The organism is Modestobacter sp. VKM Ac-2978, assembly GCF_026968025.1.
Lineage (GTDB): Bacteria > Actinomycetota > Actinomycetes > Mycobacteriales > Geodermatophilaceae > Modestobacter.
This window is the reverse complement of sequence record NZ_JAPVBP010000005.1, coordinates 383337-399437: the sequence shown is the minus strand read 5'-3', so window position 1 is coordinate 399437 and position 16101 is coordinate 383337. Positions and strand designations below refer to the sequence as shown.

The following is a 16101-nucleotide window of genomic DNA, read 5'->3' as shown; positions in this document are numbered from 1 at the left end:
TGCCAGCGCGCCGCTCACCACCGGGTGTCGAGCGGCGCGCTGGCCTGCCGGATGAGCCGGCGCATCTCAGCCGGTGCGAGGCAGGCGTCCAGCGCTGAACGCAGCAACCCGGCGAAGGTGTAGCTGGGTTCGCTCCGCAGGGCCCGCTCCAGCGCGACGTTGGCCAGCGCCCCGCCGCCGCGCACCCATGCGCTGACCGCCAGCAGGGTCGCCGGCGCCGCGTCCAGCGGCGCCGGCGACCGACGGGTCAGCTCGGTCCACAACGCCTCGGCGGCTGCCGCGGACTCCCCCAGCGCGAGGGTGAGGGCCCGGTCCCGCAGGTCGTGGTCGCGCAGACCCCAGGCCAGCCGGGCCACCTCGTGGTCCGACAGCCGCGCGCCCGCACCCCCCTCCTCGCCGGGGCCGGCTGCCTCGACCGCCGCCAGCACGGCCGCCCAGCCCTCCTCGACGAGGACGTCCCAGCCCAGCTCGGCCGTCCGCCGCGCCAGCGCGTCCCCCACCTCGTCGCAGGCCCGGGCCATCGCCTCCGCCGCCAGGAAGCCGACCGGCGCGATCCGCCGGACCAGCGCTGCCCGTTCTTCCTCCACCACCTGCCCGTCGACCACGCTGGCCACGGCGAGCTCGCTGGTGCCGGTGGGCAGCGGGGTGCCTGCCTCCGGCGCGCAGCACGCCGCCGGGCAGTCGTAGGACCACCAGCGCTCCCGCCGGACCAGGAGAGCCTGACGGAGCGGGACGTCCACGGCGTCCAGCGCCAGCACGACCTCGTGGACGAGGTCCCGGTGCGCGAGGTCCTCGGCCGGGGCCTGAGGGAGGGCGTCAGGCCCGCCGAGCGGGGTCGCCGGCTCGTCGGCGGCCTCGGAGACGACCACGAGCAGCGCCGCCGTCGGCCCGTCGGTGAGCAGCGAGCGCACCAGGCCGGAGACGACCTGGTTGCGGTGCTCGGGCGGCGGCAGGTCGACCCGGGCGGTGAGCCCCACCCGCTGGTCCGGCGACCCGCGCAGGCTCATCAGCACCAGTGACTCGCGCGGCCGGAAGCCGAGCAGGTGCGGGAGCGCCGCGACCACCTCCCCGGGGTCGGAGAGACGGATGGTCAGGGGCTCCTGCGGATCGGCCATGAGCTCGACCCTGGTGCGCCCGGTGCCGATCCGGGCCGGCCGGAGCGAGGTTGTGGACGGCGGCGCGGACTGTGGACGGCGGCCGGCAGCACGGCCACCGCCCGACGCACCCTCCCGGCGTGCACCTCACCCCAGCGGCCGGGCTGCCGGCCTCAGACCTCGTACTGGACCGCCGACCGGCTGGCCAGGTGCGGCTTCACGTGCTCGGCGATCACCGCCAGGTGCCGGGGGTCGGCGGCATAGGCGCGGAACGCCTCGACGTCGGGGAAGTCGGCCACCAGTGCGGTGTGCGCGTTCCCGTCCACGAGCCCGGCGTCGGGACCGACCGCGAAGGAGGTCATCCCACCGACCTCCTCGGGCAACCGGCCGAGCGCGGCGACCGTGGCCTCGCGCGTCTGCGGGGAGGTGTCCTCGGTCCAGGTGAACAGCACGACGTGGCGCAGCATGAGCGCACCCTGCCAGGCCGGTCCGGGCACCGGCCAACCGGAGCGCCCTCGTTACAGTCCGGTCATGGGACGGTCGTTGCGGGTCGCACTGCTGTCCTACCGCAGCAAGCCGCACAGTGGCGGGCAGGGCGTGTACGTCCGGGCGCTGTCGCGGGAGCTGCGCGAGCTCGGGCACCGGGTCGAGGTGCTCAGCGGCCAGCCCTACCCGGAGCTGGCCGACGGCGTGCCGCTCACCCGGGTGCCCAGCCTGGACCTCTACCGCGAGCCCGACCCGTTCCGGACCCCGCGGCCCAGCGAGTTCACCAGCCCGGTCGACGTGGCCGAGTGGCTGGCGATGTGCACGGCCGGCTTCCCCGAGCCGCTGACCTTCAGCCTGCGTGCCGCCCGGCTCCTGGGCCGCCGCACCGCGGACTTCGACCTGGTACACGACAACCAGTCGCTGGGCTACGGGTTGCTGCAGCTGCGTCGCCGAGGGCTGCCCACCGTCGCCACGGTGCACCACCCGGTCGCCATCGACCGCGACCTCGACCTCGCCGCGGCGCCCGGCCTGCGCCGGCGGCTGACGCTGCACCGCTGGTACGGCTTCACCACCATGCAGGGCCGGGTGGCCCAGCGGCTGGACGGCCTCACCACCGTCTCGGAGAGCTCCCGCCGGGACATCACCCGGCACATGGGCGTCCCGACCGCCGACGTCGAGGTCATCCCGGTGGGCATCGACCCGGACGTGTTCCGGCCCCCGGCCGAGCCCGCCGTCCGGGAGGCCGCCCGGATCGTGGTGACCACCAGCGCCGACGTCCCGCTCAAGGGCCTGGTCCACCTGCTGGAGGCACTGGCCAAGCTGCGCACCGAGCAGGACGTGCGGCTCACCGTGGTCGGCACGGCCCGGCCCGGCGGGCCCGCGGCCGCCGCGCTCGACCGGTTGTGCCTGACCGATGCGGTCCACTTCACCGGGTCCATCCCGACCGAGGAGCTGGTACGGCTGTTGCAGACCGCCACCGTGGTGGCCATCCCGTCGCTGTACGAGGGGTTCTCGCTCCCGGCGGTCGAGGCGATGGCCTGCGGCACGCCGCTGGTGACGACCGACGCAGGTGCCCTCCCGGAGGTCGTCGGGTCGCACGCCGGGGTGCAGGTGCCGGCGGGTGACGTCGGCCGGCTCGCCGAGGCGTTGCGGCTGGTCCTGGACCACCCGTCGCTGCGCGACCAGCTGGGCCGCGCGGGGCGGTCCCGGGTGCTGGGCTCCTACACCTGGCGGCGTACGGCCGAGCGCACGGCCGAGTGGTACGGCGAGGTGCTCGACCGCCGAGCGCTCTCGTCCACCCTGGGAGGCCGTCCGTGCTGACCGTCGACTACGACCTGCTCGACGTCCGGCCGGGCATGCGGGTGCTGGACCTGGGGTGCGGCGAGGGCCGGCACGCGTTCGAGGCCTACCGGCGCGGGGCGAGCGTCCTCGCGGTCGACTGGGGGCAGCAGGAGGTGGCCACCACCGCCGAGTGGCTGGGTGCGATCGCCGCCGCCGGCGAGGCCCCAGCGGGCGCGTCCGCGGGGGTGGCACGCGGCGACCTGCGCTGCCTGCCGGTCCCCGATGCCAGCGTCGACCGGGTGATCGCCTCGGAGGTGCTCGAGCACATCGTCGACGACCGCACGGCCCTGGCCGAGATCGCCCGGGTGCTCAAGCCCGGTGGTCGGGTCGCGGTGAGCGTGCCCCGGTACGGCCCCGAGCGGATCTGCTGGGCCCTGTCGGACGGCTATCACGCCAACGAGGGCGGGCACATCCGCATCTACCGGGGCGACCAGCTGTGGGAACGGCTCGCCGGCGCCGGGCTGCGGCCGACCGACACCCACCACGCCCACGCCCTGCACGCCCCGTACTGGTGGCTCAAGTGCGCGGTCGGGGTCGACCGGGACACCGCGCTCGTCCGCGGCTACCACCGGCTGCTGGTCTGGGACCTGGTGCGCCGCCCCTGGCTGACCCGGACCGCCGAACGGCTGCTGGACCCGCTGCTCGGCAAGAGCCTCGTCCTCTACGCCGACAAGCCGGCAGCCTCGGCAGCGGGGACGGCCGCGGGAGAGGCCGCCACCACCGGCGGGGCCCTCGCGAGTGCCTGAGGGCAGACCGGCGCTGCCCGAGGTCCCCGGCGTGCTCACCGCCGACCAGGTGCGCCGGACCGTGGCGGCGATCGCCGCCGAGCAGTCCGCCGACGGCGCCCTGCCGTGGTTCCGCGGTGGGCAGCTGGACGCCTGGGACTCCGTCGAGGCGGCGATGGCGCTCGACGTCGGCGGGGAGCACGACCGTGCCGTCGCCGCCTACGACTGGCTGGCCGGGCGGCAGCGCGCCGACGGCTCCTGGGCCGCCGAGTACCGGGACGGCGCCGTCGTCGCCCCGGCGGTGGAGAGCAACCACGCGGGCTACCTCGCCGTCGGGGTCTGGCACTCCTGGCTGTGCACCGGTGACGCCGGGACGGTCGACCGGTTGTGGCCCACGGTGCGCCGGGCACTGGACCTGGTGACGACGATGCGACTGGCCACCGGGGCGATCAGCTGGGCGCTGCGCCCGGACGGGACGCCGGACGACACGGCCCTGCTCACCGGGAACGCGAGCCTGTTCCAGGCGCTGCGCGCCGGGATCGCCCTGGCCGACCTGGTCGGTGCGGCCCGGCCGGACTGGGAGCTGGCCGCCGCGGACCTCGGCCGGGCACTGCGCCACCAGCCCGCTGCGTTCGCCGACCGGTCCCGGTACTCGATGGACTGGTACTACCCGGTGCTCGCCGGTGCGCTCACCGGTCCCGCGGCCGAGGCGCGACTGTCCGCCGGCTGGGACACCTTCGTCGTCCCCGGGCTCGGCGTGCGGTGCGTCGCCGACCGGCCGTGGGTGACCGGTGCGGAGACCTGCGAGCTGGCGCTGGCGCTCGCCGCCGCCGGCCGGCCGGCCGACGCGACGGAGCAGCTGGCCGCCATGCAGCACCTGCGGGCCGAGGACGGCTCGTACTGGACCGGCCTGGTCTACGCCGACGACGCCCGCTGGCCGGTCGAGCGCACCACCTGGACGGCAGCCGCCGTGGTGCTGGCCGCCGACGCCATCGCCGGCACCGGGCCGGGCGCCGCACTGTTCGCCGACCCGGCTGCGCTGGACCGCGCTGCGGTGACGGAGGCCCTGGGGTGACGGAGGCCCTGGGTGACGGAGGCCCTGGGTTGACGCTCCGACCCGTCGGGCACGATCACCCGGTGCGCACAGAGCCCAGGACCCCGGCGGTGACCTGCGTGGTGGCCAGCCGCAACCGCCGCGACGACCTGCTGGCCAGCCTGCCCCGACACGAGGCCCCGGTGGTGCTGGTCGACAACGCCTCCACCGACGACACGGTCGCCGCGGTGCGGGCCGCGCACCCGGAGGTCACCGTCGTCCCCCTGGACCGCAACACCGGCGCCGTCGCCCGCACCGTCGGCGTCGCCCGCGCCGGTACGCCCTTCGTCGCCTTCACCGACGACGACTCCTGGTGGGCGCCGGGCGACCTGGCCCGCGGGGTGGAGATCATGCGCGCGCACCCGCGGCTGGGGTTGCTCGCCGCCCGGATCCTGGTGGGCTCCGCGGAGCAGCTCGACCCGGTCTGCACCGAGATGGCCGACAGTCCGCTGGGCACCGAGCCCGACCTGCCCGGCCCGTCGCTGCTCGGCTTCGTCGCCTGCGCCGCGCTGGTGCGGACCGAGGCGTTCACCGCGGTCGGCGGGTTCGACCGGGTCGTCCGCTTCCCCGGGGAGGAGGAGCGGCTGGCGCTGGACCTCGCAGCCGCCGGCTGGGGACTGGCCTACGTCGACGAGGTCACCGTCCACCACCACCCCTCCACCCACCGGGAGCCCAGCACCGCCCGACAGGCGGGCATCTGGCGCAGCCGCGTGCTCACCGCACTCATGCGCTACCCGCTGCGCGACGTCGCCGGCCAGCTGGTCAGGAGCGCGCGCGCCGGCCGTCCGGGCTGGCGGGGACTCGCCGGGGCGGTCCCCCGGGTCCCCGCCGCCCTGCGCAACCGGCGGGTGCTCCCCCGGCACGTGATGGCCGGGGTCCGGGAGCTGGCGGCATGACGAGCGAGCCGACCGGACCGGTGGCCCCGGACAACGGCCGGGACCCCCGCGTCGCCGTCGTCGTCATCACCCACGACCGCCGGGACGAGCTGGTGCTGGCGCTGTCCCGGCTGCGGGAGCTGCCCGAGCAGCCGCACGTGGTCGTCGTGGACAACGGCTCGACCGACGGAACCGCCGACGCGGTGCGCACCCAGCACGCCTGGGTCGAACTGATCGCCAGCCCGGAGAACCTGGGTGCGGTCGGCCGCAACCTGGGCGTGGCCCGGCTGGACACCCCGTACGTCGCCTTCTGCGACGACGACACCTGGTGGGACCCGGGCTCACTGCGCACCGCGGCCGACGCGCTGGACGCCCACCCGCGGCTGGCCGTGGTCACCGCCCGGATCCTGGTCGAGCCCGGCGGTGTCGAGGACCCGATCGTCGCCGAGCTGCGCGACTCCCCCGTGGTCGGCGCCGACTGGCTGCCCGGACCGGCGCTGGGCAGCTTCCTGGCCGGTGCCAGCGTGCTGCGCCGGGAGGCGTTCACCGAGGTCGGCGGCTTCTCCGAGCGCCTGTGGCTGGGCGGCGAGGAGGAGCTGATGGCCGGGGACCTGGCCGCGGCCGGCTGGGAGCTCTGCTACCTGTCCACGATCGCGATCCACCACCAGGCCAGCACCGCCCGCGACCCGCACAAGCGGAGACAGGACGGCATCCGCAACACGCTGTGGACGACGTGGCTGCGCCGCCCGTTCCGGCCCGCGCTGCGACGCACCGTGCACCTGCTGCGCACCGTCCCGCGCGACCGGGTCACCGCCCGGGGGCTGCTCGCCGCGGCCCGCGGCCTGCCCTGGGTGCTGCGCGAGCGGAGGGTGCTGCCCCCGCACGCGGAGGCCCGGTTCGCTGCCCTGGAACACGCTCAGCGCAGCTCCAGCGCCCGCCGCTACGTGAGCTGAGCGACGACCCAGCCGGTCAGCTCGGCTGGGCCGACGTGGCGTCGGAGTCCCGGCCCGCCGGGGAGCCGCGACGGGAGACGAGGTAGAGCGCGGTCAGCACCCCGGCGAGGACGACCACGACCACTGCCGTCCTCGCCGGTGACCACGACGGCATGGCCGGGTCGACGACGTCGGTGGACTGCAGCCCGTCGGCCAGCGCGACCACCGCGCCTGACCAGTCCCCGTCCACGACGGCGGGCTCGACGTCCTCGTCGATCAGGGCCTCGACGGCGTCCGGCTGCAACGTCGACTCCTCACCGATCCACCACTCGTAGGCGGCCGTGTCCGTCGCGACGGCCAGCAGCACCTCCTCGGCACCGAGCTCGGACCGCATCGCGGTCAGCTCGGCCCAGTCGGCGTCGTCGGTCGCACCGTCGAAAGAGGGCACGAAGACCGCGGACAGGGCGATCCCGGCCTCCCGGCGGAGCTCGGCCACGGCGCGCTCGGCCGCTCGGGCGTCCGCGCCGAGCACGCCGGCCTCGTCCGTGATCGGTGCGTCGACCGCCACCGGCTGCTCGGCCATCGCGATCCCGGCGGGCAACGACCCGGTGATCAGGACGACCAACAACGCGATGCGCGTGCGCACACACACTTCCTCTGGATCGATGGAACGGACAGCGGGGTGGACGACGGCTCTCGGCGACGTGCGGCCGGAGAGGTCGTTTCCCCTGTCGGCGAGCCTGATCGACTGCGGAGTGCGCTGCAGCGAATGGTCGTCCATTTCGCGAACACGCGGAGCGCCCGCGCAATCGAGTCAGCGTTCGGTGACCACGAGTGAGCGAAATGTCCTGGTAATGTGCCCGGGCTCACTCAGTGCCCGACGGGCCCTTTCCGGTGCACCGCCGCCAGATCGGTGGATGGACGGACCGCGGGGACGCCTGCCCCCGCGACGGCCACCAGCGCCCGTCGCGTCGGGTCGCACCAGTCGACCAGGCGCAGACCGCGGTACCGGCTCACCGACCGCCCGGCCCGGTCGGTGCGCTCGACCACCCGGGACAGGTCGATCCGGTGCACCCCGTCCAGCGTCGCCGCCCCGGCCTTCACCAGGCACTCCTTGCGGACCCAGTGGCGGAGGGCGAGCAGAGACGGGTCCGCCGCCGAGCGCAGCTGCCACTGTTCGGCCGGGGTGAGCCCGGGGAACCGGCCGATTACGGACCCGTTCGGCGGGAACGTCTCGACGTCCACCCCGACCGGGTGCCACGACGCAGCCGCCACCACCACGCCGCGACTGTGCGCCCAGCTGACGTGGACGTCCGGGGAGCCCGCGATCGAGGGACGTCCGTGTCCCGCCGTCCCGCAGTCGGCGCACCACTGCTGCACGGCCAGGTCGACAACCGGTCGTCCGCTGAGCGCAGCGGCGCATCGGCGGACCAGCAGGTGCGCGGCGACGTAGGCGGCCCGGTCCGCCGGGTCCCGCAGGGACGCGCTGCGCTGCCGTTCGGCGGCTCCGAGCAGGCCGGCGTCGCCGTCTGCGAGGACCTCGGTGGGGGTGGCCACGACGACCAGGGGTCGCCGAGCAGGTGCCCGGCGCAGGCGAGCGAACACCAGTCCCCCTCCCGGCCGACACGTCGGCGCAGCGACGTGTGCTGTGACTGTCCGAACACGGTCAATTGCGCAAAGAATTGATCTTTGCACTCATGTTTAACGAAGTTGAACGCTCAGGAATTGGTCGAACACGGTGAGTTAACACCGCAGAAATAAATGTGAGTTCACCCGGAATGAGTGGCAGGAGCCTGTGCTTCTCCCTAGCGTCGGACACAATTCCTGATTGTCAACCATGAGAGCGAGTCGATGGCGACGGAGAGCGACAGCCGGGACTTCATCCCAGGCTTCACCACCCCCAGAGACCCGGAAGTCGACTCCACGAGCCGACGCTTCTCCTTCTCCGACAACGTCGCTGGGGCTCCGTCCCGACCGCAGCACGACACGACGCGGATGTCCCAGTTCTTCGAGCGGACCTGCGACGAGCGACCCTCGGCGACGGCACTGGAGTGCGACGGCGAGCGCCTGAGCTACGCCGACCTCGACCAGCGGGCCAACCGGCTCGCCAACCACCTGCTCGGCCTCGGTGTGCGGGCCGGTGTCCGGGTCGGCATCCTGCTGGACCGCTCGGTCAACACCTACGTCGCCCTGCTCGCGGTGACGAAGACCGAGGCGACCTTCGTCCCCATCGACCCGGCGGCCCCGGCAGACCGCGTGCAGTACATCGCCGAGGACTCCGAACTCGGGATGGTGGTCACGACCTCGTCGTTCGCGGCGACCTGCGCCGGGATCCCCTGCCCGCCCGTGTACCTGGACGAGCTGGGTGGCGCCCTCGCAGGTGCCCCGAGCTGGCGCCCCGGCCTGGAGACCGGCGGCGACCCGGTCGCCTACATCATCTACACGTCGGGCTCCAGCGGCCGCCCCAAGGGCGTGGAGATCGCCCAGTCGAGCATCTGCAACTTCATCGGCATCGTGCCGGTCCTGTACGGCGTCGAGCCGACCGACCGGGTCTACCAGGGCATGACGATCGCCTTCGACTTCTCCATCGAGGAGATCTGGCCGACCTGGGCGGTGGGCGCGACCCTCGTCGCCGGGCCCACCGACGGGCGCCGGGTGGGCTCGGGGCTGGCCGACTTCCTGGCCGAGCAGGAGATCACGATGATCTACTGCGTCCCCACCGTGCTGGCCACCCTCGACCGCACGCTCCCGCTGATCCGCACGGTGAACGTCGGCGGCGAGGCCTGCCCGCGCGAGCTCGTCGACCGGTGGGGCCCCGGCCGCCGGATCCTGAACACCTACGGGCCGACGGAGACCACGGTCACCTGCACGATGGCCGAGCTGTACCCCGGCAAGCCGGTGACGATCGGGCGGCCGCTGCCCACCTACCGCGTCACCCTGCTGGACGACGAGCGCCGGCCGGTGGCCAACGGTGAGGTCGGCGAGATCTGCGTCGGCGGCCCCGGGGTGGCTCTCGGGTACGTCAACCGCCCCGACCTGACGGCCGACCGCTTCCTCCCCGACCCGAACGGCTTCCCCGGCGAGCGGCTCTACCGCACCGGCGACCTCGGGCGCTTCCTCCCCGACGGGGAGCTGGAGTACCTCGGCCGCGCCGACAGCGAGGTCAAGGTCCGCGGCCACCGCGTCGACCTCCAGGAGATCGAGGGGATGCTGCTGCAGCACGACCGGGTCACCGCCGCGGTCGTCACGCTGCTGGAGGCGGAGACCGGCGGGGAGCTCGCCGCCTACGTGATCCCCCGCCCTGGGGACGATGCCGAGGGCCTCGTCGCCGAGCTGCACGACCTGGTCCTGGCGCAGCTGCCGCCCTACATGGTCCCGGCCTTCCTCGACGTCGTCGACACCATCCCGATGCTGCCGAGCGGCAAGGCCGACCGGAAGGCGCTGCCGGAGCCGCAGGGCCCGCGCCTGATGCGGGACACCGGGGCCCACGTGCCCCCGGACTCCCCCACCGAGGCGTGGGTGGCCGGGATCTGGGAGGAGGCGTTCGGTCTGCCTGGCGGATCGGTGTCGGTGGAGGCCAACTTCTTCGACGCGCTGGGTGGCCACTCGCTGCTCGCCGCGCGGATCATCTCCACGATGCGCTCCAGCGACCTGGGCGCCGGGCTGTCCATCCTCGAGCTCTACCGGCACCCGACGGTCCGTTCGCTGGCCGCGCACCTGGAGGAGGACGCCCGGGCCGGAGAGGCCGTCGCCGAGCCGCACCTGCGCCGCCCGGTGCAGTCCTCCCGCCGCCGGGTCGCCGCCTTCGGCAGCGCCCAGCTCGCCACCTTCTACGGCATCGTCCTGCTCTTCCTGTTCCCGGCCGCGGTGGTCTACGCCGTGAACGACGGGGAGCCCTCGGTCGCCCTCGTGCTCCAGCTGGCCCTCGCTCTGCCGGCGTTCTTCCTCGTCGTCCGCTGGGTGCTGCCGGTCGTCGGCTCCCGGTTGCTCTCCCGTGGCCTGCAGCCCGGTGACCACCCGCTGTGGAGCTGGACCCACCTGCGGGTCTGGACGATCCAGAAGCTGATGGTGATCTCCCCCCTGACGGTCCTGAGCGGATCGCCGTGGGCGGCCACCTACCTGCGCCTGGCCGGAGCACGGATCGACGACGACTGCCACATCGGCACGTCGGAGATCAGCCTCCCGGCGATGCTGGACGTGGGCCCCGGGGCGACCCTCGGCTACGGCACCCAGCTGCACGGCCACCGCATCGCCGACGGCGTCCTCTCCCTCGGGGTCGTCTCCGTGGGTGCCGGGGCGACCCTCGGCTCGCAGTCGCTGCTGGAGGCCGGCTCGGCGGTCGAGGACCGCGGCGTGCTGCGCGAGCAGTCGCTGCTGCCCGCCGGCCAGGTCGTTCCCGCCGGGGCGACCTGGGCCGGGTCACCGGCCCAGGCCTCGACCGAGCCGACCGACCCGGTGCTCGCGTTGATGACCGGCTGCACCGCGGCACCGACCACCTGGTCGCGTCAGCTGCGGACCGGCTTCGCCGCCGGCATCGGGCTCCTGGAGCTGCTGCCCTTCCTCGTGCTCCTGCCGGTGGTGGCGCTGGTCTGGTGGGTGCTGCTCACCTTCGGGCTGGGCGCCGCCATCCTCGCCACCGCGCTGTCGGGGCCGGTCTTCGTGGCAGCCTCCTGCGCGCTCATCCTGGGCTCCCGTCGGCTCGCCCTGACGGAGACGCCGCCGGGGGTGCACCACGTGCGCTCCAAGCTCGGGCTGGAGAAGTGGCTGGGCGACAAGCTCCTCGAGATGAGCCTGATGCTCAACAACAGCATGTACGCGACGCTGTACACCTCCATCTGGCTGCGGGCCATGGGCACCAAGGTCGGTCGTGGCGCCGAGGTCTCCACGATCGCCAACATCGACCCCGACCTGCTCACCCTCGGTGAGGGCAGCTTCGTCGCTGACATGGCCAGCGTCGGCAGCGCCACCTACGCCAACGGGCACGTGGCCTTCCAGGTCACCGAGGTCGGCGCGCGCGCCTTCGTCGGCAACGCCGCCTTCATCCCCTCCGGTTCGCACCTGGGCGAGGGCTCGCTGATCGGCGTGCGCAGCGTGCCGCCGACCACCGGCGTCGAGGCGAACAGCTCCTGGCTGGGCTCCCCGCCGATCAACCTGCCGCGCCGGGAGATGTTCGAGGAGTACACCGAGGCGGAGACCTTCACGCCCAGCCGCCGCCGGGTCCGCGCTCGGTACGCCATCGAGTTCCTGCGGATCGTGCTGCCCAGCTCGATCCTCGCGTTGGCGATGTTCGCCACGCTGTACGGGGTCTCACTGCTCGCGGCGAACCAGAACGCGCTCGTCACCGTGGTGGTGGCACCGCTGATCGCGCTGCTGTCCAGCCTCACCGTCGTGGTGGCGGTGGCCCTGCTCAAGTGGGCCATGGTCGGCCGGTACAAGCCGCGGGTCCGTCCCCTGTGGAGCGGGTTCGTGCGCCGCACCGAGTTCGTCACCGGCATCTACGAGGCGGCCGCCGTCCCGGCGCTGCTGACCTGGCTGACCGGCACCCCGTTGCTCGGCCCGCTGCTGCGGCTCTACGGGGCGAAGATCGGCCGGCGGACGCTCATCGACACCACCTACCTCACCGAGTTCGACCTGGTGACCCTGGGCGACGACGTCTCCGTGGGCACCAACGCCTCGCTGCAGACCCACCTGTTCGAGGACCGGGTGATGAAGATGGACCACATCGTCATCCGGGACCGGGCCAGCGTCGGGGACAAGTCCGTGGTCCTCTACGGCTCGATCATCGAGGCGGACGCCACGCTCGCCGACCTCTCCCTGGTGATGAAGGGCGAGGTGCTGCCCGCCGGCACCGCCTGGAGCGGCATCCCCGCCCAGAAGGTCGGCCGCGCCCCGGCCAGCACGCTGCCGGTGCGGGACGACCCGTCCCTCGACAGCCCGATGATCGACAACCCGACCACCGAGAGCCGTGAGCTCAGCACCGCGTCGAACAGCCGGGAGGTGTGACCGTGTCGCAGACCAGCGCGCACCGGAACTTCGTGGCCCCGCTGCCCCCGGAGGTCCCGACGGCGACGGCAGCGGCCCTGCCGCACAGCTGTGCCCCCGCGCAGCCGGGTGACGTCGCCGGCACCCCGGCCGAGGGCACCCCCGCGGGTCCGCCGGCCGCGGCGCCCCGGCGCCCGAAGGCACGCCTGGTCGGGATCGACGCCGCCCGCGGCGTCGCCCTGGTGGGCATGATGTCGGTCCACCTGATCCCCGCGGCCACCGCCGACGGAGACGTGTCGTGGGCCTGGCTGCTGTCCAACGGCAAGGCCTCGGCGTTGTTCGCCCTGCTCGCCGGCGTCGGCATCGCCTTCTCCACCGGTGGGCGCCGGCCGCCGAGTGGCCTGGCCTGGCGGGCCGGCGCGCTGTCGCTGCTGACCCGCGCCGTGATCATCGCGGCGATCGGCCTCGCGCTCGGCTACGTCGTCGGCACGGGCGACGCCGCGGTGATCCTCGCCTACTACGGCGTGCTGTTCGCCCTGGCCATCCCGTTCCTGCGGTTGTCCACCCGCGGCCTGGTGGTGGCGGCGGCGATCGCAGCGCTCGTCATGCCGCTGGTCAGCTACGGGCTGCGCAGTGAGATGACGCCGGTCACCGAGGCCAACCCGACGCTGACCGACCTGGTCACCGACCCGCTGGGGCTGCTGTCCCGGTTGACCCTCACCGGGGTGTTCCCCGCCCTGGTCTGGATCGCCTACCTGCTGGCCGGCATGGCAGTGGGTCGGGCGGTGCTCGCCTCGCGGCGGGTCGTCGGCCAGCTCACCCTGATCGGCCTGGGGCTCGCACTCGCCTCGAGCCTGGTGTCCATGCTGCTGCTGACCGCCGGCGGCCTCGGCAGCCGGCTGCGCGTGGACGCGCTGCAGACCATGGAGTTCGAGCTCTACCAGGACACGTTGACCTGGGGGCCGTCCGGGACGACGCCGACCAACAGCCCGTGGTGGCTGGCGGCCATGGCGCCGCACAGCGGCAGCCCGCTCGACCTGACCTTCACCATCGGGGTGGCGCTGGCGGTGCTCGGCGCGTGCCTGCTGCTCGGCCGGGGCCTGCAGCCGCTGCTGCGCCCGCTGGCCGCCGCCGGCAGCATGACGCTGACCCTGTACAGCGCCCACCTGCTGCTGGTCGCCTCGCCGTTGCCCCGCGGGGTCCTCAACCTGATCGTGCAGGTCGCCGTCCTGGTGGCCTTCGCCCTGGTCTGGAACCGGAGCCACCTGCGCGGGCCCCTGGAGGAGCTCGTCTGGCGGGTCACCGACGCCGTGCGCCGGAAGGTGCTGGGGTCATCTCGCGCCCACCGGGCGCCGGCCACCACGACCGGCAGCTGATCGTGTTCGGGCGTGGCGGCGGTGATCGGCGGCCGGCGCTGGTCTACCGGGGCCCGGCCTCCACGGCCGGGTGCCCGGAGGCGGTGGCCGGTGCCTTGACGCGGAGCCGGTGGGACCTCGACGTCCGGTTCGTCGGGCCGAAGGAGCGCCTCGCGCTGGAGCCGGCGGTGCTCGCCTCCGCCGTCCTGTACGCCCAGCCCGGCGGCGGCGAGCTGGACAAGGCCTGGCGCAAGCTCCGCCGCCAGGCCCCGGCGGTCCGTGACTACGTCGCCGGCGGGGGCCGCTACCTGGGCTTCTGCCTGGGCGGTTACCTCGCCGGGGAGACACCCGGTTTCGGGCTCCTGCCCGGGGACACCGATCAGTTCATCGCCTCCCCGGGGGCGTGGCCGACGCACACCGACGACACGGTGGCCACCGTGATCTGGGACGGCCGCCGCCGAGAGGTGTTCTTCCAGGACGGCGCCTGGTTCGACCTCGACCCCACCCGGGGGCCGGCCGAGGTGCTGGCCACCTACGAGAACGGGCTGCCCGCCGCGGTGGTCGCACCCTTCGGAGCCGGTGCGGTCGGCGTCGTGGGGCCGCACCCGGAGGCGACGCCGGACTGGTTCACCGACTGTGGCCTGCCCGTGCCGGCGGACCTGGGGGCCGACCTCACCCAGGACCTCGTCGACCGGGTGATGCAGCTCGGTCAGGTCGCCCCGGCCCGCTGAGCACGACCCAGCACAGCACACAGGCCACCGCAGGGAGCCCGAGCTCCCTGCGGTGGCCTGTGTCGTGCGACGTGGTGGAGCTGCCGGCTCAGCGCTCGTCGAGGAAGGCGGCCACGATGGCGCCGAACTGCCCGGACCGGTTGTGGCCGACCCCGGCGGGGGCGACCAGTCGGGTGTCGAGGCCCTGGGCCGCGTACCACCGCTCCCCGGCCTGCGCACCGTAGGGACCGGACAGCGCGTTGAACCCACCGCCGGCGCCCGTGTCCAGGGCGCCGGTGTCCCAGCGCAGCGCGACCTTCGCCTTCACGTCCGCGGGGATGGTGACCCGACCTGCCGGTGCGCCACCGCCGCCGATCGCGATGACCCCGCCGCCGCCGGACCACAACCCCGGGTGGGCGGGGAAGACGAATCGGGTCGCCGCCTGCGAACCCGACGAGTAGCCGGAGAACCACAGCTCTCCGGCGCCGTACTGGGCCTTCGTCTCGGCGATCAGCGCCGCCAGGTACTTCGCGTACCCAACCGCGTCCCCCTGCTCCCAGCACTGGCAGGAACGGTTCGGGCTGAACGGCGCCACGAGCACCATGTTGCGCGCCTTGGCCACGGCGGCCAGCCCCTTCGCCCCGCCGATCGCGTAGGACTGGGTCGGGTTCTCGACGCCGTACTCGCCGGTGCCGTCGGCGTACACGAGCAGGCCGATCGGCTTCGCGGGGTCGATGCCCTCGGCGAAGACGCGGTAGTCGGCGGTGTACCCCGCGGCGCTGAAGGACGTCGTCCGGTTGGTCAGCGGCGCCGTGGGAGCCGACTTCGTCGGGGTGGTGGCGACCGGGGCAGGGGCCGGAGCCGGGGCGGGTGCCGGAGCGGGAGCCGGGGCCGGGGCCGGGGCGGGTGCCGGGGCCGGAGCCGGGGCCGGGGCGGGTGCCGGAGCCGGGGCCGGTGCCGGGGCCGGTGCCGGGGCCGGGGCGGTCGCCGTGGGCGCCGGCTTCTGCGTGCCCCGACGTGCCCGCTCGGAGTTCCGCGCAGGCTTCTCGGCTCGGGCGGCCTCGACCTGGACCGCGGTCTCCGCCTGCGGCTGGACGTTGCTCACCGGCGACGCGACGGGTGAGTTGTCAGCGACGCTGGTGGCCCCGAACGTGGCGGTCACGCACAGGAAGGCGGCGGCGAGGCCGGTCCGCGCCCGCCGGCCGCTGCGGGTGGTGAGGGCGGACAGGAAGCGGCGGCCATGGCCACTCCGGGTGTGACGTCTGGACAAGAAGAGACCTCTCCGAGCGTCCGCCATCTGGGTGCGGACGGTGTGCGGTGATTACGGAACTGATCGTTACACGCACTTTGTGCATCCGTAAGGTCACGCTCGGTTCACAGTTGACTCGTTCGTCACAGCAGTAACAACCGCCTCGTGAGTGGGGTGTCCCCGTCCCCCGGCACTGCCGAGGAGGGCGGGTTGGCCCGAGTTGCGCACGATCGAGACAATGGGTGGCGACGGGAGGATC

Annotated in this window: 13 protein-coding genes; 8 read left to right on the top strand and 5 right to left on the bottom strand. The window is 74.1% G+C overall.

Annotation, left to right across the window (positions count from 1 at the left end):
* Window positions 1-14 precede the first annotated feature (14 nt).
* Together O2W53_RS15000 and O2W53_RS14995 are read right to left on the bottom strand one after the other, a co-directional pair.
* Window positions 15-1115 (bottom strand): DUF4192 domain-containing protein, encoded by a 1101-nt coding sequence (locus O2W53_RS15000; RefSeq protein ID WP_269163857.1) that lies wholly within the window; start codon window positions 1113-1115, stop codon window positions 15-17.
* A gap of 152 nt (window positions 1116-1267) precedes the next feature.
* A complete protein-coding gene (locus O2W53_RS14995) occupies window positions 1268-1561 on the bottom strand; it encodes a Dabb family protein (protein ID WP_269163856.1) in 294 nt (97 codons plus the stop codon).
* A gap of 64 nt (window positions 1562-1625) precedes the next feature.
* On the opposite strand from O2W53_RS14995, the gene O2W53_RS14990 reads away from it, so the two are divergent.
* The 5 genes from O2W53_RS14990 (at window position 1626) to O2W53_RS14970 (ending at window position 6567) form a co-directional block, all read left to right on the top strand.
* The gene (locus tag O2W53_RS14990) at window positions 1626-2900 is read left to right on the top strand and encodes a glycosyltransferase family 4 protein (protein WP_269163855.1); all 1275 of its coding nucleotides are present in this window, start codon (window positions 1626-1628) and stop codon (window positions 2898-2900) included.
* Window positions 2894-3667, top strand: coding sequence for a class I SAM-dependent methyltransferase (locus tag O2W53_RS14985; RefSeq protein ID WP_269163854.1), 774 nt, complete (start codon window positions 2894-2896; stop codon window positions 3665-3667). Before O2W53_RS14990 ends, O2W53_RS14985 begins: the two co-directional genes overlap by 7 nt.
* 31 nt (window positions 3668-3698) lie before the next feature.
* The gene (locus O2W53_RS14980) at window positions 3699-4721 is read left to right on the top strand and encodes a prenyltransferase (RefSeq protein ID WP_269163853.1); all 1023 of its coding nucleotides are present in this window, start codon (window positions 3699-3701) and stop codon (window positions 4719-4721) included.
* Between the two features lie 62 nt (window positions 4722-4783).
* Window positions 4784-5635: a glycosyltransferase family 2 protein gene (locus tag O2W53_RS14975; protein ID WP_269163852.1), complete on the top strand. Its 852-nt coding sequence runs from the start codon at window positions 4784-4786 to the stop codon at window positions 5633-5635.
* Complete coding sequence (locus O2W53_RS14970; RefSeq protein WP_269163851.1) at window positions 5632-6567, top strand: glycosyltransferase family 2 protein; 936 nt, start codon at window positions 5632-5634, stop codon at window positions 6565-6567. Before O2W53_RS14975 ends, O2W53_RS14970 begins: the two co-directional genes overlap by 4 nt.
* A 16-nt stretch (window positions 6568-6583) precedes the next feature.
* On the opposite strand, the gene O2W53_RS14965 is transcribed toward O2W53_RS14970, so the two are convergent.
* Together O2W53_RS14965 and O2W53_RS14960 are read right to left on the bottom strand one after the other, a co-directional pair.
* Window positions 6584-7192, bottom strand: coding sequence for a TPM domain-containing protein (locus O2W53_RS14965; RefSeq protein WP_269163850.1), 609 nt, complete (start codon window positions 7190-7192; stop codon window positions 6584-6586).
* Between the two features lie 224 nt (window positions 7193-7416).
* Window positions 7417-8151: a 4'-phosphopantetheinyl transferase family protein gene (locus O2W53_RS14960; RefSeq protein WP_269163848.1), complete on the bottom strand. Its 735-nt coding sequence runs from the start codon at window positions 8149-8151 to the stop codon at window positions 7417-7419.
* A 390-nt stretch (window positions 8152-8541) separates the two neighbouring features.
* Between O2W53_RS14960 and O2W53_RS14955 the strand changes: the two genes are divergently transcribed.
* From O2W53_RS14955 to O2W53_RS14945, 3 genes are read left to right on the top strand one after another with little or no spacing between them, the layout of a single operon-like run.
* Window positions 8542-12549: a Pls/PosA family non-ribosomal peptide synthetase gene (locus O2W53_RS14955; protein WP_269163847.1), complete on the top strand. Its 4008-nt coding sequence runs from the start codon at window positions 8542-8544 to the stop codon at window positions 12547-12549.
* A 2-nt stretch (window positions 12550-12551) separates the two neighbouring features.
* Entirely contained in the window at window positions 12552-13904 is a 1353-nt protein-coding gene (locus O2W53_RS14950; protein WP_269163846.1) for a heparan-alpha-glucosaminide N-acetyltransferase domain-containing protein, read from the top strand.
* Window positions 13905-13906: 2 nt separating this feature from the next.
* Window positions 13907-14614, top strand: a complete 708-nt coding sequence (locus O2W53_RS14945) for a BPL-N domain-containing protein (protein WP_269163844.1) — start codon at window positions 13907-13909, stop codon at window positions 14612-14614.
* Window positions 14615-14702: 88 nt separating this feature from the next.
* Here O2W53_RS14945 and O2W53_RS14940 read toward each other — a convergent pair whose 3' ends face one another.
* On the bottom strand, window positions 14703-15863 hold the full coding sequence (locus O2W53_RS14940; protein ID WP_269163842.1) for a hypothetical protein: 1161 nt from the start codon (window positions 15861-15863) through the stop codon (window positions 14703-14705).
* Between the last annotated feature and the right edge of the window lie 238 nt (window positions 15864-16101).